Annotated in this window: 18 protein-coding genes; 9 read left to right on the forward strand and 9 right to left on the reverse strand. The window is 30.0% G+C overall.

Going from position 1 to position 19,921, the window contains the following annotated elements; all coding sequences use genetic code 11:
- Positions 1 to 5: 5 nt before the first annotated feature.
- The gene (gene uvrB / locus BTO18_RS02430; protein WP_105014700.1) at positions 6 to 1,994 is read right to left on the reverse strand and encodes an excinuclease ABC subunit UvrB; all 1,989 of its coding nucleotides are present in this window, start codon (positions 1,992 to 1,994) and stop codon (positions 6 to 8) included.
- A 69-nt stretch (positions 1,995 to 2,063) separates the two neighbouring features.
- Here uvrB and BTO18_RS02435 point away from each other — a divergent pair, with 69 nt between their 5' ends.
- From BTO18_RS02435 to BTO18_RS02460, 6 genes are all read left to right on the forward strand, one after another.
- Positions 2,064 to 2,666: an alpha-ketoglutarate-dependent dioxygenase AlkB family protein gene (locus BTO18_RS02435; protein WP_105014701.1), complete on the forward strand. Its 603-nt coding sequence runs from the start codon at positions 2,064 to 2,066 to the stop codon at positions 2,664 to 2,666.
- Positions 2,667 to 2,693: 27 nt separating this feature from the next.
- Positions 2,694 to 3,584, forward strand: coding sequence for a 23S rRNA pseudouridine(2604) synthase RluF (gene rluF, locus BTO18_RS02440; RefSeq protein ID WP_105014702.1), 891 nt, complete (start codon positions 2,694 to 2,696; stop codon positions 3,582 to 3,584).
- 60 nt (positions 3,585 to 3,644) lie between these two features.
- A complete protein-coding gene (tgt, locus tag BTO18_RS02445; RefSeq protein ID WP_105014703.1) occupies positions 3,645 to 4,775 on the forward strand; it encodes a tRNA guanosine(34) transglycosylase Tgt in 1,131 nt (376 codons plus the stop codon).
- A gap of 91 nt (positions 4,776 to 4,866) precedes the next feature.
- Entirely contained in the window at positions 4,867 to 5,958 is a 1,092-nt protein-coding gene (locus BTO18_RS02450; protein ID WP_211295558.1) for an LptF/LptG family permease, read from the forward strand.
- Positions 5,945 to 6,859: a DMT family transporter gene (locus BTO18_RS02455; RefSeq protein WP_105014704.1), complete on the forward strand. Its 915-nt coding sequence runs from the start codon at positions 5,945 to 5,947 to the stop codon at positions 6,857 to 6,859. The genes BTO18_RS02450 and BTO18_RS02455 overlap by 14 nt, the downstream gene beginning before the upstream one ends.
- 75 nt (positions 6,860 to 6,934) lie before the next feature.
- Entirely contained in the window at positions 6,935 to 7,888 is a 954-nt protein-coding gene (locus BTO18_RS02460; protein WP_105014705.1) for an acetyl-CoA carboxylase carboxyltransferase subunit alpha, read from the forward strand.
- A gap of 79 nt (positions 7,889 to 7,967) precedes the next feature.
- Here the strand turns inward: BTO18_RS02460 and BTO18_RS02465 are convergent, their stop codons facing one another.
- Positions 7,968 to 8,993: a TlpA family protein disulfide reductase gene (locus BTO18_RS02465; protein WP_105014706.1), complete on the reverse strand. Its 1,026-nt coding sequence runs from the start codon at positions 8,991 to 8,993 to the stop codon at positions 7,968 to 7,970.
- A gap of 112 nt (positions 8,994 to 9,105) precedes the next feature.
- On the opposite strand from BTO18_RS02465, the gene hutH reads away from it, so the two are divergent.
- Together hutH and BTO18_RS02475 are read left to right on the forward strand one after the other, a co-directional pair.
- A complete protein-coding gene (gene hutH / locus BTO18_RS02470) occupies positions 9,106 to 10,611 on the forward strand; it encodes a histidine ammonia-lyase (RefSeq protein ID WP_105014707.1) in 1,506 nt (501 codons plus the stop codon).
- A gap of 99 nt (positions 10,612 to 10,710) precedes the next feature.
- Positions 10,711 to 11,472 carry a DUF481 domain-containing protein gene (locus tag BTO18_RS02475; RefSeq protein ID WP_105014708.1) on the forward strand — a complete coding sequence of 254 codons (762 nt, stop codon included), beginning with the start codon at positions 10,711 to 10,713 and terminating at the stop codon, positions 11,470 to 11,472.
- 181 nt (positions 11,473 to 11,653) lie between these two features.
- Here BTO18_RS02475 and BTO18_RS18235 read toward each other — a convergent pair whose 3' ends face one another.
- The 6 genes from BTO18_RS18235 to BTO18_RS02500 all read right to left on the reverse strand — a co-directional run bounded on the left by BTO18_RS18235 (position 11,654) and on the right by BTO18_RS02500 (position 17,123).
- Positions 11,654 to 11,878: a hypothetical protein gene (locus BTO18_RS18235; protein ID WP_496559574.1), complete on the reverse strand. Its 225-nt coding sequence runs from the start codon at positions 11,876 to 11,878 to the stop codon at positions 11,654 to 11,656.
- A gap of 293 nt (positions 11,879 to 12,171) precedes the next feature.
- On the reverse strand, positions 12,172 to 13,806 hold the full coding sequence (locus BTO18_RS02480; RefSeq protein WP_105014709.1) for a dihydrolipoyl dehydrogenase family protein: 1,635 nt from the start codon (positions 13,804 to 13,806) through the stop codon (positions 12,172 to 12,174).
- Between the two features lie 3 nt (positions 13,807 to 13,809).
- The gene (gene pdhA / locus BTO18_RS02485) at positions 13,810 to 14,799 is read right to left on the reverse strand and encodes a pyruvate dehydrogenase (acetyl-transferring) E1 component subunit alpha (RefSeq protein WP_105014710.1); all 990 of its coding nucleotides are present in this window, start codon (positions 14,797 to 14,799) and stop codon (positions 13,810 to 13,812) included.
- A gap of 130 nt (positions 14,800 to 14,929) precedes the next feature.
- On the reverse strand, positions 14,930 to 15,589 hold the full coding sequence (locus BTO18_RS02490) for a hypothetical protein (RefSeq protein ID WP_105014711.1): 660 nt from the start codon (positions 15,587 to 15,589) through the stop codon (positions 14,930 to 14,932).
- A 75-nt stretch (positions 15,590 to 15,664) separates the two neighbouring features.
- Complete coding sequence (locus tag BTO18_RS02495; protein ID WP_105017474.1) at positions 15,665 to 16,333, reverse strand: M15 family metallopeptidase; 669 nt, start codon at positions 16,331 to 16,333, stop codon at positions 15,665 to 15,667.
- A 25-nt stretch (positions 16,334 to 16,358) separates the two neighbouring features.
- The gene (locus BTO18_RS02500) at positions 16,359 to 17,123 is read right to left on the reverse strand and encodes a DUF1206 domain-containing protein (RefSeq protein WP_105014712.1); all 765 of its coding nucleotides are present in this window, start codon (positions 17,121 to 17,123) and stop codon (positions 16,359 to 16,361) included.
- Positions 17,124 to 17,222: 99 nt separating this feature from the next.
- On the opposite strand from BTO18_RS02500, the gene BTO18_RS02505 reads away from it, so the two are divergent.
- A complete protein-coding gene (locus tag BTO18_RS02505; RefSeq protein ID WP_105017475.1) occupies positions 17,223 to 17,633 on the forward strand; it encodes a DUF2721 domain-containing protein in 411 nt (136 codons plus the stop codon).
- A 78-nt stretch (positions 17,634 to 17,711) separates the two neighbouring features.
- Here the strand turns inward: BTO18_RS02505 and BTO18_RS02510 are convergent, their stop codons facing one another.
- Positions 17,712 to 19,913, reverse strand: coding sequence for a M1 family metallopeptidase (locus BTO18_RS02510; protein ID WP_105014713.1), 2,202 nt, complete (start codon positions 19,911 to 19,913; stop codon positions 17,712 to 17,714).
- Positions 19,914 to 19,921: the final 8 nt, after the last annotated feature.

A 19,921-nucleotide genomic window follows, 5' to 3' on the forward strand; every position in this document is an offset into this window, starting at 1 on the left:
TAATTTTAAACCTGTTCCTTCAAAACCTTAATCTCATCTCGTAATTTAGCGGCTACAATAAAATCTAATGCTTTAGCAGCAACTTCCATAGCTTTACGCTTTTCTCTGATACGTTTTTCAATTTCTTCTTTTGGTAAATACTGTAAATCTTGCTCTGCAGCTACTTGCTTGGCATTGTCATAATGATAGCTAGAAACTGCAGATTTAGTTAAAGTATCTTCAATTTTCTTGTTAATTTGAGTAGGTACTTTATTGTGTTTGGTATTGTAAGCAATCTGAATTTCTCGTCTTCGATCGGTTTCATCAATTGTTTTTTGCATACTGTCAGTTATTTTATCAGCATACATAATTGCCAAACCATTTACATTACGTGCAGCCCTACCTACAGTTTGTGTCAAGGATTTGTTATTACGCAAAAAACCTTCTTTATCAGCATCTAAAATAGCAACTAAAGAAACTTCAGGTAAATCTAAACCTTCACGTAAAAGATTTACACCAATTAAAACATCAAACAAACCTTTACGTAAATCTTGCATAATTTCTACACGTTCTAAAGTATCAACATCAGAATGAATATATCTACAACGAATATCAACTCTAGTTAAATATTTGGTCAACTCTTCTGCCATTCTTTTGGTTAAAGTTGTTACCAAAGTTCGTTCGTCTTTTTCTACTCTCAATTGAATTTCTTCAATTAAATCATCAATTTGATTTAGACTTGGACGCACTTCTATTGGTGGGTCTAGCAATCCTGTAGGTCTTATAATTTGCTCTACGAAAATTCCTTCAGATTGCTTTAATTCATAGTCTGCAGGAGTTGCAGACACATAAATAACTTGATTTTGAATACCTTCAAATTCTTCAAATTTTAAAGGACGATTATCCATGGCTGCTGGCAATCTAAAACCATATTCTACTAAATTTTCCTTTCTACTTCTATCTCCTCCATACATGGCATGGGTTTGAGGAACAGTTACATGACTTTCATCAATAACCATAATATAATCATCTGGAAAATAGTCTAACAAACAGAAAGGTCTTGTGCCTGGTGCACGTCCATCTAAATAACGCGAATAATTCTCAATACCAGAACAATAGCCCAATTCTCGAATCATTTCTAAATCAAACTCTGTGCGTTCTTGCAAACGTTTTGCTTCGAGATGTTTCCCAATTTCTTTAAAATAATCAACTTGCTTTACCATATCATCTTGAATTTTATGAATGGCATCTTGTAATACATCAGGTGAGGTTACAAACAAGTTTGCAGGATAAATTGTAAGGTGTTCAAACTTTTCGATAATAGTATTCTTCTCTAAATCAAAAGCTTCAATTTCTTCAATTTCATCACCAAAAAAATGTACTCGATAACCATTATCACCATAAGAAGGATAAATAGTTACAACATCTCCTTTTACTTTAAATTTTCCGCTTTTAATCTCAATTTCTGTTCTTGAATACAAGCTTGTAACTAACTGGTGTAAAAATTTTGTTCTAGAAATTTGTTGCCCAACATGAATAGGAATCACATTCTTTTTAAATTCTGTAGGATTACCAATACCATATAAACACGAAACAGATGCCACAACTAAAACATCACGTCTCCCAGAAAGCAGAGAAGAAGTGGTGCTTAAACGTAATCTTTCAATATCTTCATTGATGGATAAATCTTTTTCTATATACGTTCCTGAAACAGGAATGTAGGCTTCTGGTTGATAATAATCGTAATAAGAAACAAAATACTCTACTGCATTTTTCGGAAAAAATTGCTTGAACTCTGAATACAATTGAGCAGCTAATGTTTTATTATGAGCTAAAACCAAAGTGGGTCTTTCTACATTTTTTACCACGTTTGCAACAGTAAATGTCTTACCAGAACCTGTAACACCCAAAAGTGTTTGGTACTTTTCACCAGAGTTAATGCCTTCTGATAATTGTTTAATTGCTTCTGGTTGATCTCCTGTTGGAGAAAATTCTGATTCAAGTGTAAATTGCATCTTGTAAAAATACGCATACTTACTATCTTTTAAAAGAAGTAAAATTTAAATTTTTCTTATTTTTATAGGATGGATTTATTCTCTTCAAAAACCATCAAAAATATTTTGCCTTTTGATGGTATTACGAATTATCATGGCATTGTTTTAAATAAAAAACAATGCGATTTTTATTATCAAAAGTTGTTAGAAACCATAAATTGGAAAAATGATGAAGCTATTATTTTGGGTAAAAAAATTATCACAAAAAGAAAAGTGGCTTGGTATGGAGATTCAGCATATTCATATACCTATTCTAAAGTTACAAAAACAGCAAATATTTGGACAAAAGAATTATTAGAATTGAAACAAATTGTTGAAAAAGAAAGTAACGAAACTTACAATTCTTGTTTATTAAATCTCTATCATTCAGGAGAAGAAGGGATGGCTTATCATTCTGATGGAGAAAAAATGTTGAAGAAAAACGGAGCAATTGCTTCTTTATCTTTAGGAGCTGAACGTAAATTTTCATTTAAACATAAAAACACCAAACAACGAGTTGATATTTTTTTAGAAAGAGGAAGTTTACTAGTAATGAAAGAAGGTACTCAAGCCAATTGGTTACATAGACTGCCACCAACAAAAAAAGTACAAACTCCAAGAATTAATTTAACTTTCAGAACAATAATCTTATAAGTACTTTTGTAATCTAAATATTCAGACTTGAGTAATAACCAAGATTCAATTAATATCAATAAATTTATCAGCTCAACAGGAATTTGTTCACGTAGAGAAGCTGAAAAATTAATTATTGAAGGTAGAGTTACTATTAACAAAAACGTTGCACAATTAGGAAATCGAGTTTTTAAAAAAGACGTTGTAAAAGTAGATGGAAGGTTATTGCAACAAAAACCAAAAACACTTTATATTGCTTTAAACAAAACAGTTGGAATCGTTTCTACAACAGATTCTAGAGAAAGAGATAATATTGTAAATCACGTTAATCATCCTCAAAGACTTTTTCCTATTGGTAGATTAGATAAGCCTAGTGAAGGGCTAATTTTTCTTACAAATGATGGAGATATTGTAAATAAAATTTTACGAGCTGGCAATAATCATGAAAAAGAATACATTGTAACTATTGATAAACCAATAGACGATTATTTTATCAACAAAATGAGTAATGGAGTTCCAATTTTAGGAACTATTACCAAAAAGTGTAAGGTAGAAAAAATATCAACAAAAGTTTTTAAAATAATTTTGGTACAAGGTTTAAACAGACAAATTCGTAGAATGTGTTCGCATTTAGGTTATGAAGTTACCAAGTTAAAAAGAACAAGAATTATGAATGTAACTCTTGGTAATTTAAAATCTGGAGATTGGAGAGAGCTTACTGATGATGAAATGAAAGTTATCAATGCAATGATTTCATCTTCTTCTAAAACAGAAGAAGCTTCTGTAATAAAAGAGAAAACAAAAGCTCAAAAACCAAAAAGGAAAAGTGTTCCTAAAAAAAATGATTTTAATAAAAAAAGTGCTTCATTTAGAAAATCATCACCCAAAAATAAAAGAAAAAATTCAGGTTTTTCGTCAAAAAAGAAAAGACGTTTTTAGCCTAAATCTTTAAGAATCTTTTAATTTTTCAATTCTTAAATAGTAGTATCTTTGCCAACAATGAATTTTGATTTAAAAACTACTGACCCTAAAAGTCAAGCAAGAGCAGGAACAATTACTACAGATCATGGTGTTATAGAAACACCTATTTTTATGCCTGTGGGAACAGTGGGGACTGTAAAAGGTGTGCATCAAACAGAATTGAAAAATGAGATAAATCCTGATATTATTTTAGGAAATACCTATCATTTATATTTACGCCCAAAACTTGATATTTTAGAGCAAGCAGGAGGTTTGCATCAATTTATGAATTGGAATAGAAATATCTTAACAGATTCTGGAGGTTACCAAGTATATTCACTTTCTGGAAGAAGAAAAATTAATGAAGAAGGCGTAAAGTTTAAAAGTCATATTGATGGTTCTACACATTTTTTTACACCAGAAAACGTGATGGAAACACAACGCACAATTGGAGCTGATATTATTATGGCTTTTGATGAGTGTACACCTTATCCTTGTGATTATAATTATGCAAAAAGATCTATGCACATGACTCATAGATGGTTGGATAGATGTATAAATCATCTTAAAAAATTACCATTTAAATATGGTTTTGAGCAAACATTTATGCCAATTGTACAAGGTAGTACTTATAAAGATTTAAGAAAACAATCTGCAGAATATATTGCAAATTCAAATCAGCAAGCGAATGCTATTGGAGGTCTTTCAGTGGGAGAGCCTGCTGAAGAGATGTATGCTATGACAGAGGTAGTTACAGCAATTTTACCAGAAGACAAACCAAGATATTTAATGGGTGTTGGTACACCAATTAATATATTAGAAAACATAGCTTTGGGTATAGACATGTTTGATTGTGTTATGCCAACAAGAAATGCCAGAAATGGAATGTTATTTACGGCTCATGGAACGATTAACATCAAAAATAAAAAATGGGAAAATGATTTTTCTCCAATAGATGAAATGGGAATTACCTATGTTGATACAATGTATTCTAAAGCCTACCTGAAACATTTATTTTCAGCAAAGGAAATGCTAGGAAAACAAATTGCATCAATCCATAATTTAGGTTTTTATGTTTGGTTGACAAGAGAAGCTAGAAAACATATTTTAGCTGGAGATTTTAGAGCATGGAAAGATAAGATGGTGATTCAGATGGATAAACGATTATAGTTTTTGGTTGATGGTTGTTAGTTTTTAGTGACAACAGCAAACCTTAAAACTTAAACCATAATCTATAAAACATAAACCAAAAACAACAATTTTGAAAATAATAGATTGGTACATATTAAAACGATTTTTGGTAACCTTTTTCTTTACCTTACTTATCTTGATACCTATTGCAATAGCCATTGATATTGCAGAAAAAATAGATAATTTTCTAGAACATGCAGATTTAACTTTTTATCAGATTGTAGATGAATATTATACAAATTTTATTATTTATTATGCAAATACGTTTATGCCTTTGGCATTGTTTATTGCAGTAATTTTATTTACATCAAAGCTATCTAATAATACAGAAATTATAGCCATTACCAACGCTAAAATTTCTTTTACTCGTTTTTTGTATCCTTATTTTGTGGGTGCAACTATCATTACAATGCTATCACTATTGATGAATCATTTTGTGGTGCCTAGCAGTAGTAAAATTAGAAAGAAGTTCGAGCAAACATATATAAAAAATAGGAGTCAACAAAACAAATTGAAGTTTGTCAGTAATTTTAGTTTACAACTTACAGACAGTACATATATATTTATAAGAAACTTCAATACTACAGGTAATAATGGTTATGATTTTACTTCAGAAGTGTATGATGGTTTAAAGCTGAAATCAAAATTAGCTTCAGATTATATAAAGTATAACAAAAAAGATTCTACATTTCATTTAACAAATTGGCGAAAAAGAATTATTTACAAAGACAGAGATAGTATCATTTCTGGAAATAAAATAGACACGGTTTTTAATTTTACACCTAAAGACTTAATATATCAATCTGCATTATCTCAAGAAATGCCTTCTGATGAATTGGTTAAGTTTATAGATATTTCTAAAAAAAGAGGAGTAAAAAACTTAAATGCTTATTTGGTTGAATTACACAAAAGAACAAGCTTACCAATTGCTTCATATATTCTAACAATTATTGCTGTTGCACTTGCTTTTAGAAAACGTAGAGGAGGTACAGGTATTAACTTGGCAATAGGCATTGGCATGATGTTTATTTATGTCTTTTTACTTAAAATATCTGAAGTTTTAGGTGCAGTTGCAGGTGTAGATTCACTGCTTTACGTTTGGATACCTAATTTTCTATTTGGTTGTATAGCTATTTATCTATATTTTAATGCAAGAAAATAAGTTTAAAAATTATTTATTACTTCACTTTATTGTTTTTATTTGGGGGTTTACAGCCATACTTGGAGCCTTAATTACAATAGAAGCAGCACCATTGGTATTTTTTAGAATGGGGATTGCTGTTATTTTCATCATATTATATTTACTAATTACAAAAAAAACATTTTATGTAAATAGAAAAGGGCTTTTAAAGTTTTTGTTTTCTGGAATCATTATTGCAATACACTGGATATTCTTTTTTAAAGCGATTAAAGTTTCTAATGTATCTGTAGCATTAGTAACTATGAGTACTGGTGCTTTTTTTACATCTTTAATAGAACCAATTTTTTTTAGAAGAAGAATAAAAACATTAGAAATCTTTCTTGGACTTTTAGTAATTTTAGGCTTATACATCATTTTTAACTTTGAAACTCAATACAAACTAGGAATATTTTATGCATTAATTTCCTCATTTTTAGGATCTTTATTTGCAGTTTTAAATGGATTATTTATTAAAAGATATGATGCAAACACTATTTCTTTGTACCAACTCTTTTTTGGAACTCTCTTTGTAGCTGTTTTTTTATTTTTTGATGGTAAATTTTCTGTTGATTTTTTTAATTTGCCTAAAACGGATTGGATTTATCTAATAATTTTAAGCAGCATTTGCACAGCTTATGCCTTTATAGCTTCTGTAAAAGTGATGAAATATTTATCTCCCTATACAGTAATGTTAACTATAAATTTAGAACCTATCTATGCCATTATTCTAGCATTATTTATATTTGGAGAAAAAGAGAAAATGAATCCTGAATTTTATTTAGGAGCCTGTATTGTACTTGGTGTAGTATTATTAAACGGAATTATTAAAAATAAAACTACACTGAAAAATAAATTATTACACAAATCTAAATCAAAAAAATAAAATCATATTTACAAAAAAAAGTAAATTTTATAGTATGTTTGTTAGAGCAAACAACAAATTCAAAATAAAGCAAATATGGAGTATTTAGACTTTGAAATGCCAATAAAAGAGTTACAAGATCAACTTGAAAAATGTCAAATTATTGGAGAAGAAAGCGATGTTGATGTTACTGCAACTTGTAAAAAAATAGAAAAAAAATTAGCTACTGCTAAAAAAGATATTTATAAAAATTTAACACCTTGGCAAAGAGTCCAGTTGTCTAGACACCCTAACAGACCTTATACATTAGATTATATTAACGCTATATGTGGAGATACTTTTATGGAACTTCATGGAGATAGAAGTGTAAAAGATGACAAGGCTATGATTGGTGGTTTAGGTAAAATAGGGGATCAATCTTTTATGTTTATTGGGCAACAAAAGGGCTACAATACAAAAACACGTCAGTACAGAAATTTTGGTATGGCAAATCCTGAAGGATATAGAAAAGCCCTACGTTTAATGAAAATGGCAGAGAAGTTTGGTATACCAGTAGTAACTTTATTAGACACACCAGGTGCTTACCCAGGTTTAGAGGCAGAAGAACGTGGGCAGGGAGAAGCTATCGCCAGAAATATTTTAGAAATGACTCGTTTAAAAACACCTATTATTACTATTGTAATAGGTGAAGGAGCATCTGGAGGAGCATTAGGTATTGGAGTAGGTGATAGAGTATATATGATGGAAAACACATGGTACACTGTTATTTCTCCTGAATCTTGTTCTTCTATTTTATGGCGTAGTTGGGAGTTTAAAGAGCAAGCAGCAGAAGCCTTAAAACTAACAGGTACAGATATGAAGAAGTTAAAGTTAATTGATGGAATCATTAAAGAACCAGTAGGAGGTGCGCATTCTGATAGAGCAGGAGCATTTAAAGCTGTACAAGAGCAAATTATAGCAGCTTTTAATGAGTTGAAAGATTTATCTAATCCAGATTTGGTAATGAAGAGAATGGATAAATATGCAGATATGGGTGTTTACAAAGAGTAAAACTACAAGAAATTTATAAAAAAAAGCGAAATTCTGATCTTGAATTTCGCTTTTTTTATAAAATATAAAAAGAGAAAATTTAAATATTTTCTAATGAATTTAATAGTGTTTTTAATCTAGGATCAGAAGGTCTAGGAGCATTAGCATCAACAATTTTACCATCAGGATCTATTAGTAAAAACCTAGGAATAGTATTAATTTGGTATGCTTGCTGAAAAGAAAAATCTTGACCAGACCACAATTGTACTCCACTCATGTTTTTTTGTTTAACAAAATTTCTCCGTTTTTTTTCGGCAGCTTCCCAAGAATTACCATTTCTCCTAGATTCATCAGTAGAAATACTAATAAACTGAATATTTTTATTGTGGTACTCCTTTTCTAAACTTTGTAAATATGGTATTTGTTGAATACATGGTCCACACCAAGTTGCCCAAATATCTATATAAACGTATTTTCCTTTATAGTCAGATAATGATTTTTTACCACCTTTAATGTCAACATAGTTTTCAAATTTTGGAGAAGGTTTACCCTTTCCCATAACTTTATTTTTAGCAAACTCATTATTAAAATACGCAACCATTTGTTCATTTTGTTGCTTTATAGAGCTATAAAAAGCAGAATCTAAATCATTATAAGAGTTTAAAATACTATCATATTCAACTTTTAGTTTATCAACTTCAACTTTAAAATCTTTTTCTTCTAAATTTAGAATTATTTTAGGATTAATTTGCTGACTTCTTTTAATTTGGGCTACTATAAAATTGCTGTTAGATGCACCTTTACCAGAGAAAGTAAAACTTTTCATAAACTCATTAGCATCACCATTTAAAACAATATCATATCCATTTTTTAAATACACTGGTGCAGCTTTACTTGGGTTTGTTGTAATTGTATAAATAGCACCCTTATCAACCTTTAAAGTATCTTTAAAAGTACCATCATTATTTATAGTTATCTTTTTTACAATAGCTTGTCTGCTAGCAATAGATAGTATAGAGTCTTTATTGTTTTTTAGTTTTCCTGAAAATGTAACATAATTTTTTTTAACATCAGAACATGCAAGTATCATTAAAAATCCCAAAAGGATAAAGCTTATTTTCTTCATTATTATTTATAAGTTTGATGCAAATATAAAGTTTTATCAATCATAAAAATTGTTAAAATCATTTGCATATACAAACTTGAATTTGCACTTTTGAATCTCAATCAATTTATACATGAATTCTATACATTTTATAGGTACAAGACCTCTTGACTTACAAGATATTAAAGAAATAATTTTTTCTGATAAAAAAATAGCTTTATCAGAAATTGCTATTCAAAAAATAAAGAAGTGTAGAGCATATTTAGACGCAAAAACGAAATCGATTTCGAAACCTATTTATGGAATTAATACTGGGTTTGGGGCTTTATATAATGTAAAGATAAATGATAGTAATCTTCAAAAATTACAAGAGAATTTAGTAATGAGTCATGCTTGTGGTACAGGAGAAGAAGTGCCAAAAGAAATTGTAAAATTGATGATATTATTTAAGGTAAAAGCTTTGAGTTTTGGACATTCTGGAGTACAATTAGCAACTGTAAAAAGACTAATAGATTTTTATAATAATGACATTATCCCTGTAGTTTATACTCAAGGATCTTTGGGTGCATCAGGAGATTTATCACCTTTAGCACATTTATCTCTGCCTTTAATTGGGTTAGGAGAGGTGTATTATAAGAATAAAAAAATAGCAACAGAAGAGTTACTTAAAATTTTTTCTTGGAATAAAATTAAGCTTCAATCTAAAGAAGGTTTAGCATTGTTGAACGGAACACAATTTATGGCAGCTTATGGCATTCATTGTTTATTAGTAGCTCATAAGTTATCATATTTAGCAGATGTAATTGGTACACTTTCATTAGAGGGTTTTGATGGCAGAATAGAACCTTTTAGCGCTTTAATTCATTTGGCAAGACCACATAATGGACAGATAAAAACTGCAGCAAGAATTAAAGAGTTTTTAAAAGGTAGTAAGTTAATATCTCAACAAAAACAACATGTTCAAGATCCATACTCTTTTAGGTGCATGCCTCAAGTTCATGGTGCTACAAAAGATGCCATTCGTTTCGTAACCAAAACTTTTTTAACAGAAATTAATTCAGTAACAGATAATCCAAATATTTTTGTTGATGAAGACGAAATTATTTCAGGAGGAAATTTTCACGGACAACCTTTAGCATTAGGTTTAGATTTTTTAGCAATAGCTTTATCAGAACTAGGCAACATTTCAGAACGTAGAACGTACCAACTAGTTTCAGGTCATAGACATTTGCCTCCTTTTTTGGTTTCGAATCCAGGATTAAATTCGGGTTTTATGATTCCACAATATACAGCAGCAAGCATTGTGAGTCAGAATAAGCAATACGCAACACCATCAAGTGTAGATTCTATTGAGTCTAGTAATGGGCAAGAAGACCATGTTTCTATGGGAGCTAATGCAGCCACAAAATGTAAAAAAATTACAGATAATTTACAAACTATTTTAGCAATAGAACTTTTTACGGCATCACAAGCATTAAGTTTTAGTAGTTTAAAAACTTCGCCTTTTTTAGAAAGTATTATTCATAGCTTTAGAAAAGAAGTAACTATTGTAAATGAAGATAGAGTTTTACATAATGATATTATTAATGCCTCGAAGTTTATAGATACATTAGTTATTGATAGTAAAGAACTATTTTAAATAGTTGATGTTACCCAAATACTATTACATTTTTCTTTAAACTATTAAATTCTTTGTTAATTTTACAAAAATTTGATAATCATCTAATAGAAGAATAAAATGAAAAAAATAATTTACATTTTATTATTGTTTTTACCTTTTATTATAACTGCACAAATAAACGAGAGTGATACACTTAAAGTTAAAGCAGATTTATCTTTAACTGGTTTTTGGCAAGGAGGTAATGTACAAACTTTAATCTTTAGAGCTAAATCTAATTTTAGCTTTACTCCATGGAAAAACTCGGTTTTTAAAACTCAAAATTCTTATGTCTATCAAGAATTTGGTAAGGAAAAAGCAGACGAAGATATTTTAAGCTTAAATTTTCTATATTTTAATCCTGATAAAAAAATATACCCTTTATTATTAGGTTTTGTTAGCACTAATTTTAGAAGGGAGATAAATGTACGTTATCTCTTTGGAGCTGGGTTTACCTATCAAATTTTAAATTCAGATAAAAATTGGTTAAAAATATCGCTGACAAGTGAGTATGAGCGAACTAATTTTAACAGATCTCGTTTTGTAAGAACAACTTATAATGGAGAAAACTCCATTAATACAGTTAGAGGCACACTTTGGATAAACGGAAAATACAAACTATTTAAGAATAAAATTATTTTAACTCACGAAAGTTTTTTGCAACCTTCTTTACAGGATTCAGATAATTATCGCTGGCAAGCAGATATAGGAATAGAAGTACCAGTATGGAAATTTCTAAACTTTAAAATAAACTATCTACACACTTTTGAAAGTATTGTTGTAGAAAATCAAAAGCAACAAGATAAATTTTTAACTTTTGGTCTTACTTTAAAAAGTTATTAGGTTAATTTTATAATTACTTTTTTCAAGATTAACAAATTAGTTATGAGTATTCGTAATGTATAGTAAATAAATAGCAAAAAAATCCGTTAGGATTTTAAAAAAGTGGATAAAAAGCAAACAATTGAATATACAAGTTATTAGCCATAGTTTTATTGCACATAGAATATTATTTTATGTATTCTTAAATCAAATTTTGTTCATCCAATTCCTTTTTTTCCATAAAATGTGTTCCTATTGGTTTTCCTATGTCAATTTTTTCAATTCTCGAAAAATAGTATTCAGCATCTATCTCTGATAACTTTGCAAAAGACTCTAATTTTAAATCTCGAATCTTTTTCGCAAATTCTTTTCCATTTGTCTGCTCAATTTCTTTTACAATTCCGATTTCAGGTGGTAATTCAGAGATTAGCTAAAGATTTCAGATGTGTTTTTATTTTCAGTAATTTTTTTTCATTTAGTTCAGAAATGAAATTCAATGTACCTAGAGTTTTTGGTGAATGTTTTACAACTTGTTATATAAATTTTTATTGTTCATATCTATAAATAAAGGAAGATATATAAACATTTAATTATTGTTACACACTAAAGATAATTTATTCAAATTTTAGAGAGTAATACAAATTCAGAAAAATATCCTGTAAATACAAAAATCCTAAACACTATAGTTTAGGATTTTAATATCATTTAATTATAGAAAAATTATGCTAACATTGTAACAGGGTTTTCAATAAATGTTTTTAATGTTTGCAAAAATTGAGCTCCAACTGCACCATCTACAGTTCTGTGATCACATGTTAATGTCAATTTCATAGTATTCCCTACAGCTATCTGTCCATTTTTCACAACAGGTTTTTCAACAATAGCACCAACAGATAAAATTGCTGAATTAGGTTGGTTTATAATAGATGTAAAATTATCGATACCAAACATTCCTAAATTAGAAACAGTAAATGTACTACCTTGCATTTCTGCAGGAGAAATTTTCTTATTTCTTGCTTTACCAGCTAAATCTCGAACACCTGCACCAATTTGAGTTAAGCTCAACGTATTTGTATGCTTTATAACAGGCACTAATAAACCATCATCCACAGCAACAGCAACGCCTACATGAATATGACTATGATATATGGTATTGTTATCTGACCAAGAAGTATTTACTTGCGGATGTTTTTGTAGTGCCATAGCACATGCTTTTACAACCATATCATTAAAAGATACTTTTGTATCTGGAATGGAGTTGATTGTTTTTCTAGAAGCTATTGCATTATCCATATCAACTTCAATATTTAAACTGAAATCTGGAGCAGAAAATTTAGAATTTCCTAAAGATTTTGCAATTGCTTTACGCATTTGAGAATTCTTTACCTCTTCAGATTTTTCCTCACCTGAAGCTACGAAAGCTACTTGTTGACTAGATGTAGTATCTGCTTTTGGAGTTTCAACAGTTTTTGCAGATGGGGTAAAGTTTTCAACATCTTTTTTTATGATTCTACCATTTTCTCCAGAGCCAGAGATGTCAGCCAAACTATAACCTTTATCAGCTGCAATTTTCTTTGCTAAAGGTGATGCAAAAATACGCCCACCTGAATTATTTGTGGAATTTTCTGAAGAAGTTGAAGTTTTTTCATGAGAAACTTCTTCTTTTTCTTCTTTTGGTTCGGATTTTTTTTCTGATGCTACATTTTCAACAGCAGCTCCATTCGCAACAATAGCATCAACATTAGTACCTTCTGGACCAATGATTGCTAATAAACTATCAACAGGAGCTGTATCACCTTCATTCACACCAATATGCAACAAAGTACCTTCATAGAAAGATTCAAACTCCATTGTTGCTTTATCCGTTTCAATTTCAGCTAAAATATCGCCTTCTTCTACAGCATCACCAACAGATTTTAACCAAGAAGCTACTGTACCATCTGTCATAGTATCGCTTAAACGAGGCATGGTAATTACTTGAACTCCATCAGGAACTGCAACTGTGTCAGATGAACTTGAACTTTCTTGATTAGATGGTTTTTCATCCTCTTTAGATTCTTCCTTTGTTTCTGTGGTTTCAGTGGTTTTACCACTTAAAAGAGCAGAAATATCTTCACCTTCATTACCAATAATTGCCAATAATTGATCTACAGGAGAAGTCTCACCTTCTTGTACACCAATGTGTAATAAAGTGCCTTCATGAAAAGATTCAAATTCCATGGTAGCTTTATCTGTTTCAATTTCAGCTAAAATATCGCCTTCCTCGATTTTATCTCCAACATTTACTAACCATTTTGCCACAACACCTTCTTCCATGGTGTCACTTAATCTTGGCATATTTACAACTGTAGCCATATTTTAACTTATAAAAGGATAATCTTCTTGTTCATAAACCATATCATACAACTGCTGTGTTTCTGGGAAAGGAGATTCTTCAGCGAATTTTTCACATTCTTTAACCATTGCTTTCACTTCTTTATCAATTGCAGAAATTTCATCTTCTGTAGCATAACTCTTTTCAAGAATAATATCTTTCACTTGAGTTATTGGATCTATTTTCTTATAATCTTCAACTTCATCTTTCGTTCTATAATGTTGAGCATCAGACATTGAATGACCTCTGTATCTGTAGGTTTTCATTTCTAAAAATGTAGGTCCATCTCCACGTCTTGCTCTTTGTATTGCTTCATCTACAGCTTCTGCAACTTTAATAGGATTCATAGCATCAACTGGTCCACATGGCATTTCGTAACCTAAACCTAGTTTCCAAATATCTGTATGATTTGCAGTTCTTTCTACAGAAGTACCCATAGCATATCCATTATTTTCACAAATAAAGATTACAGGTAGTTTCCATAACATTGCTAAATTAAAAGCTTCGTGTAAAGAACCTTGTCTAGCAGCACCATCACCAAAACAAGTTAAAGTAACAGCATCACTGCCTTTATATTTATCACCAAATGCAATGCCAGCTCCTAAAGGGATTTGGCCACCAACAATACCATGACCACCATAAAAACCAAATTCTTTAGAGAAAATATGCATAGAGCCACCCATACCTTTTGAGGTACCTGTAACTTTACCAAATAGCTCTGCCATTACTTTTTTGGGGTCTTCTCCCATACCAATTGGCTGTACGTGGTTTCTGTAGGCAGTTATCATTTTATCTTTAGATAAGTCCATAGCGTGTAAAGCACCAGCTAATATAGCTTCTTGACCATTGTATAAGTGTAAGAAACCTCTAACTTTTTGCTGAATGTAAACAGAGGCTAATTTGTCTTCGAACTTACGCCAAAAAAGCATGTTTTTGTACCAATCTAAATAGGTTTGTTTGGTGATTTTTTTCATTCTTAATTCTTGTTGTTTGTTTTGTAAATTATATAACTAGCTATATAACCGAAATACAAAAATAACGGTTTTATAAAGAATAAAAAAACTAGATTTTTTAAATTTTATCGCAAACGTTTTCGAATGAAATTTATTTATCTTTTGATATGATAATAGTGGCTTTAGCATCTGTTGCTAAATTCCATTCATTTGAAGAAATTAACATACCTGCATCATTAAAAACTTTAAAAGCAGCTGTATTTGGCCCTGAAGTACCTTGATTTAAAGCTTTTATTGCAATTTTATTGATGCCTACTTGTAATGGAATATTAAATTTTTGATAATTTTGACGTAAAGTAATATTGTGAATAACAGGAATATCGTTTACATAAATAGTAACTCTATCTCCATCAGGGTATTGATAATCTCTACAAATAATGTTCACACTTTTAGAGTTACTTCTAAAACTTCCTAAATCTTGATCTATTTTTGGATAAACATAACGCCCGTTAATTTTTTTAAAATTTTTTAAAAAGCGTTGTTCACTCAATTTAGCTTTAGATAGAATACCTTTTTGACTTAAATCGTTCTGTTTTTTCTTAAGTTTTTGCTTTTCTTTTTCATATGCTTTTTGAAAACCTTGATTACCATTTAACTCAATAGATTTAGGCTTTTTAACTTCTTTAGAATTTTTTAAAACAATTGCTTTTGTTTTACCTTTTTCTTTTGAACCTTTATTAGTATCAAGTTGACTAAATAGCGAACTAGAAACTAAACAAAGCATAATAATGAAGATGGTATATTTTTTCATAGATAATAATTAAAGCAACATATAACAAATATAATGCCGATTTTGAGTGGAGTCGTAAACAATTTGTTAAAATTACTATTGCACAGGAAAATTGAAATATGTTTTCGGGAAAGGTTCATTTTTTAACGTAAAATGCCACCATTCGTTATCATAAGGGTTAAACCCGTTTTTCAACATTATTCTTCTTAATAGCATTCTGTTTTCTTTTTGTTTCTCTGTAATTTTTCTGTAAAAAGGATGAGATTTAGCACCAAAAAAATCATAAGGGCTACCCATGTCTAATTCTTTTCCTGTTTTAATATTAACAATAGTTAAGTCAACAGTGCTACCTCTTGTATGCCCAGATTTTGAAGCAATGTAGCCTCTTTTAAATAATTCTGATTTTGGCACTTTCGGATAAAATTCTTTTTTCATTAAAGTATCATTCAACTCTTTTGCCCATTTTACAAAGTGGTCAACAGCTTGTTGAGGTCTATAAGCATCAAAAATTTTAAGACTTAAGCCTTCTTTCAATAACTTTTTTTGAATGATTTTTAGCACTTTTGCAGTTTCTTTAGTCACAATAACACAGTTATTTTTATAACCATCAATAGGTTTGCCTATAAAATTTTGATTAGAAAAATAACGAAGCTCTGATTTTATAGAGCTATCAACATCAGCCAAATACACAAAACCTTTTACTAATTCTTGAGATTGAACTTGAACCAAAAATGATAATAAAAGAAAAAGAAATTTATATTTCATAAACACAAAAATAATGGATTTCATTTTAATATAAGGAACTATATTTGGCTAAAAAATATTGATAAAGACCATAGAATACAAAACCTAGTGCCATAATCCCCATCAATATATTTCCCCAAGAGAAATTTTGTAAAAAGTTAAACATATCTTTCAAACCTTTAATAGCTTGAGCATTTTTTTGACTTGCGGCTACAAAAACAAAAAAAGCAAACAGTGTAAAAGAAACTCCTCTTGCCATATGTCCATATTTTCCAGATTTTTTTAAAATATCTTTGGATTCTATATTTCTAACATTTTCAATATCCTCTAAAAATTTACCACTATAGCCTTTGTAAAATTGATAAATTCCTACAAAAAATAAAATAATACCTATCAAATAAAGAGCAAGTACTCCCGAATCTTGCTGTAATAAAGTTTTTACAGCTTCTGTTCTTGTGTTTCCTGATGTTGAACTCACAGAACTAAATAAAACTGAACTTGCTAGTGCTCCATAAATTAGTCCGCTGATAAAATATCCGATTCTTATTAGAATTCCTTTTTTGCTTGAGCCTTCATTTTTCCCATCCCAAAAAGCAGCGTACATTTTCCACAAAGCATACATTATTAATCCAACTCCTAGAGCTAATACAATTACTTGTCCGAAATTTTGTTCTTCTAAAAAGTTGATTACTCCATCTTTTCCTGAAATCTTTCCTCCTAAATTTAATGATGCTAAAAGTGTTAAAAGACCAACTAGTGTGTAAATAATTCCTTTTGTGATAATTCCTATTTTGCGTATAGTTTCTAACATCGTTTTATTTACAAAATTAGTTAGGAACTTAAATTTCTTTTAATACAATCCATATAAATATGGATGCATATAAGAATTCTTTATAAATTTGATATTTCTATGGAACAACTAACGCTTACTACACCTGCTTTATTATTTTCTGCAATTTCATTAATAATGCTGGCTTACACCAATAGATTTTTAGCATATGCTTCTGTTATTAGAAGTTTGCATGATAAATTTTTAAAAGAAAAAGATGATGTTTTATTACGTCAAATTCAGAATTTGAAACAACGTTTATATTTAACCAAGTGGATGCAAATTTTTGGAATTACAAGTTTGTTGTTTTGTGTTTTAACGATGTTTTTAATTTATATAGATTATCACACAATTGCAATTTGGGCCTTTGGTCTTGGTCTGGTTTTATTATTGATTTCTTTAGCACTTTTAATAAAAGAAATTCAAATTTCTACTCAAGCTTTACAACATCATATAGCTGATATTGAAGAGCATCTAAAAGGAGGGAAGTAGTGTTTTCTATTTTCGGGGAAAATAAAAAACCTCGTAATTTAATACGAGGTTTAATGTTCAAATAATGAAATAGGTATATTATCCTTTTACTTTATTTTTAAATTCATCAAATTTATCTGCCTTTGGTTTTGGCCAACTATTGTTAGATGTATCTACATCAGCAGTTTCTAAATCTGGGTCAACTTTAATACTCTTAATTTCTTGCGTAGATGCGAAAACTCTTTTAACAGTTTTGTCATTTTTCATCCAAATTTGAGCAGGGAAAGTTTGTCTTTCTGTAGTACCATCTGCATAGGTTAACTCTACAATAATTGGCATTACCAAACCTCCTGGTTTTTCAAATTCAACAGAATAAATGTATGAAGGTACTTCTTTACCATCAGCATATTTATCCATTGCTTTAGCATTTGCATCTTCTTTTTTATCAGTTACATATACTAAATCTCCAAGATTGTCAAAATATTGTTTGTATTGTTCTTGTAATTTTTTAACTCTTTCACTTGGCTTGTCTGTTAAGTATAGAGGCTTTACTTGCTTAATGCCAATATCTGTAACATCAGTAGTGTAGAACCATCCTCTCCAGAACCAATCTAAATCCATACCAGATGCATCTTCCATAGATCTAAAGAAATCTGCTGGAGTAGGGTGCTTAAACATCCATCTTTTTGAGTATGTTCTAAAAGCGTGATCAAATAATTCTGGTCCCATTATTGTTTGACGCAACATATATAAACCAGCAGCTGGTTTAGTATAAGCATTAGGTCCAAATTGTTTAACATAATCACCTTGAGACATTATTGGAGACAAGTTAGATTGATCACCACCCATATAACGTACGATATTTTTTGGTAAATTACCTGTATTAAAGTTTGGATCATAATCTAATTCAGCAAGGATTTCTACAAAAGAGTTTAAACCTTCATCCATCCAAGTCCATTGTCTTTCATCAGAATTTACAATCATTGGGAAAAAATTATGCCCAACTTCGTGAGTAATTACACCAATCATTCCATTTTTTACTCTATCAGAATATGTTCCATCTGGTTTAGGACGTCCGTAATTGAAGCATATCATTGGATACTCCATACCTTGATTTTTTGCATGTACTGAAACAGCTTTTGGATAAGGATAATCGAACGTTAATTTAGAGTATTCTTCTAAAGTATTTGCAACAACTCTTGTAGAATGTTCTTCCCATAAAGGGTTTCCTTCTTTTGGGTATAAAGATGTAGCCATTACTGTATTTCCATTAATGTTTACAGCCATAGCATCCCAGATATATTTTCTTGAAGTTGCAAAGGCAAAATCACGAACTCTATCTGCTTTAAAGTGCCAAGTTTTCATTTTGGTGCTTCTACCTTTTTCATTTTTCTCTGCTTCTTCTTGAGTAACAATCATAACAGGGTCTTTAAAAGACTTCATAGCTTCTGCATAACGTTTACGTTGTTTTTTAGTCAATACTTCTTTTTCATTTTGAAGTTGACCAGAAGCTTCCATAATATGATCAGCAGGAACTGTGATTTTTACATCATAATCTCCGAATTCTAAAGCAAATTCGCTACGTCCCCAAAATTGCATGTTTTGCCATCCTTCAACATTATTGTATACAGCTAATCTTGGAAAAAATTGAGCAATAGTATAGTTGTTGTTTCCATCAGGAAAATCTTCAAAACCAGAACGTCCACCATCTTTTACTGAATTATTGATTTTATAATTCCATTTAATTCTAAACTTAAACGTTTCTCCAGATGCTAGTGGTTTTGGTAAATTAATACGCATCATAGTTCTGTTTATAAAATGTGATAAAGGCTTGCCATCTGTTTCAACTTTTTCTATATTAAAACCAAAGCCCTTACTTTCTTTCATGTAAGTACTCTTAAAATTATTAGGTGTAGCCCAAGCAGCAGCAGCACCAGCTCTTGCTAATGGAGTTTTAGAATCATCTGCTCTCATATTTTGGTCTAATTGAACCCATAAGTATTCTAATTTATCTTTAGAGTTGTTATGATAGGTGATTTTTTCATCACCATATAATTTATTGTTAGCTTCATCTAAACGTAATTCCATAACATAATCCACCTTTTGTTGTGTGTATTGATGTCCAGGAGCACCTGAAGCTGTGTGTTGATCATTTGGAGTTGCCAAAACATCTTTCATTTGCCTGAATTTGTTTTGATCTGTGTGTCCTTGTTGTGTTTTCTTTTTTTCTTTTTTTTCTTGAGCTATAGTTGCTGTAGTAATAAAGAATAAAGAAAATACTAATAAAGAGATTTTTTTCATCTGATTTG

It is taken from the genome of Polaribacter porphyrae (genome assembly GCF_002954685.1).
Lineage (GTDB): Bacteria > Bacteroidota > Bacteroidia > Flavobacteriales > Flavobacteriaceae > Polaribacter > Polaribacter porphyrae.

Excerpts from the sequence above, each read along its gene's own strand:
- uvrB (WP_105014700.1), bottom strand. The coding sequence starts at position 1,994 with ATGCAATTTACACTTGAATCAGAATTTTCTCCAACAGGAGATCAACCA.
- BTO18_RS02435 (WP_105014701.1), top strand. The coding sequence starts at position 2,064 with ATGGATTTATTCTCTTCAAAAACCATCAAAAATATTTTGCCTTTTGAT.
- tgt (WP_105014703.1), top strand. The coding sequence starts at position 3,645 with ATGAATTTTGATTTAAAAACTACTGACCCTAAAAGTCAAGCAAGAGCA.
- BTO18_RS02455 (WP_105014704.1), top strand. The coding sequence starts at position 5,945 with ATGCAAGAAAATAAGTTTAAAAATTATTTATTACTTCACTTTATTGTT.
- BTO18_RS02460 (WP_105014705.1), top strand. The coding sequence starts at position 6,935 with ATGGAGTATTTAGACTTTGAAATGCCAATAAAAGAGTTACAAGATCAA.
- BTO18_RS02465 (WP_105014706.1), bottom strand. The coding sequence starts at position 8,993 with ATGAAGAAAATAAGCTTTATCCTTTTGGGATTTTTAATGATACTTGCA.
- hutH (WP_105014707.1), top strand. The coding sequence starts at position 9,106 with ATGAATTCTATACATTTTATAGGTACAAGACCTCTTGACTTACAAGAT.
- BTO18_RS02475 (WP_105014708.1), top strand. The coding sequence starts at position 10,711 with ATGAAAAAAATAATTTACATTTTATTATTGTTTTTACCTTTTATTATA.
- BTO18_RS02480 (WP_105014709.1), bottom strand. The coding sequence starts at position 13,806 with ATGGCTACAGTTGTAAATATGCCAAGATTAAGTGACACCATGGAAGAA.
- pdhA (WP_105014710.1), bottom strand. The coding sequence starts at position 14,799 with ATGAAAAAAATCACCAAACAAACCTATTTAGATTGGTACAAAAACATG.
- BTO18_RS02490 (WP_105014711.1), bottom strand. The coding sequence starts at position 15,589 with ATGAAAAAATATACCATCTTCATTATTATGCTTTGTTTAGTTTCTAGT.
- BTO18_RS02495 (WP_105017474.1), bottom strand. The coding sequence starts at position 16,333 with ATGAAATATAAATTTCTTTTTCTTTTATTATCATTTTTGGTTCAAGTT.
- BTO18_RS02500 (WP_105014712.1), bottom strand. The coding sequence starts at position 17,123 with ATGTTAGAAACTATACGCAAAATAGGAATTATCACAAAAGGAATTATT.
- BTO18_RS02505 (WP_105017475.1), top strand. The coding sequence starts at position 17,223 with ATGGAACAACTAACGCTTACTACACCTGCTTTATTATTTTCTGCAATT.
- BTO18_RS02510 (WP_105014713.1), bottom strand. The coding sequence starts at position 19,913 with ATGAAAAAAATCTCTTTATTAGTATTTTCTTTATTCTTTATTACTACA.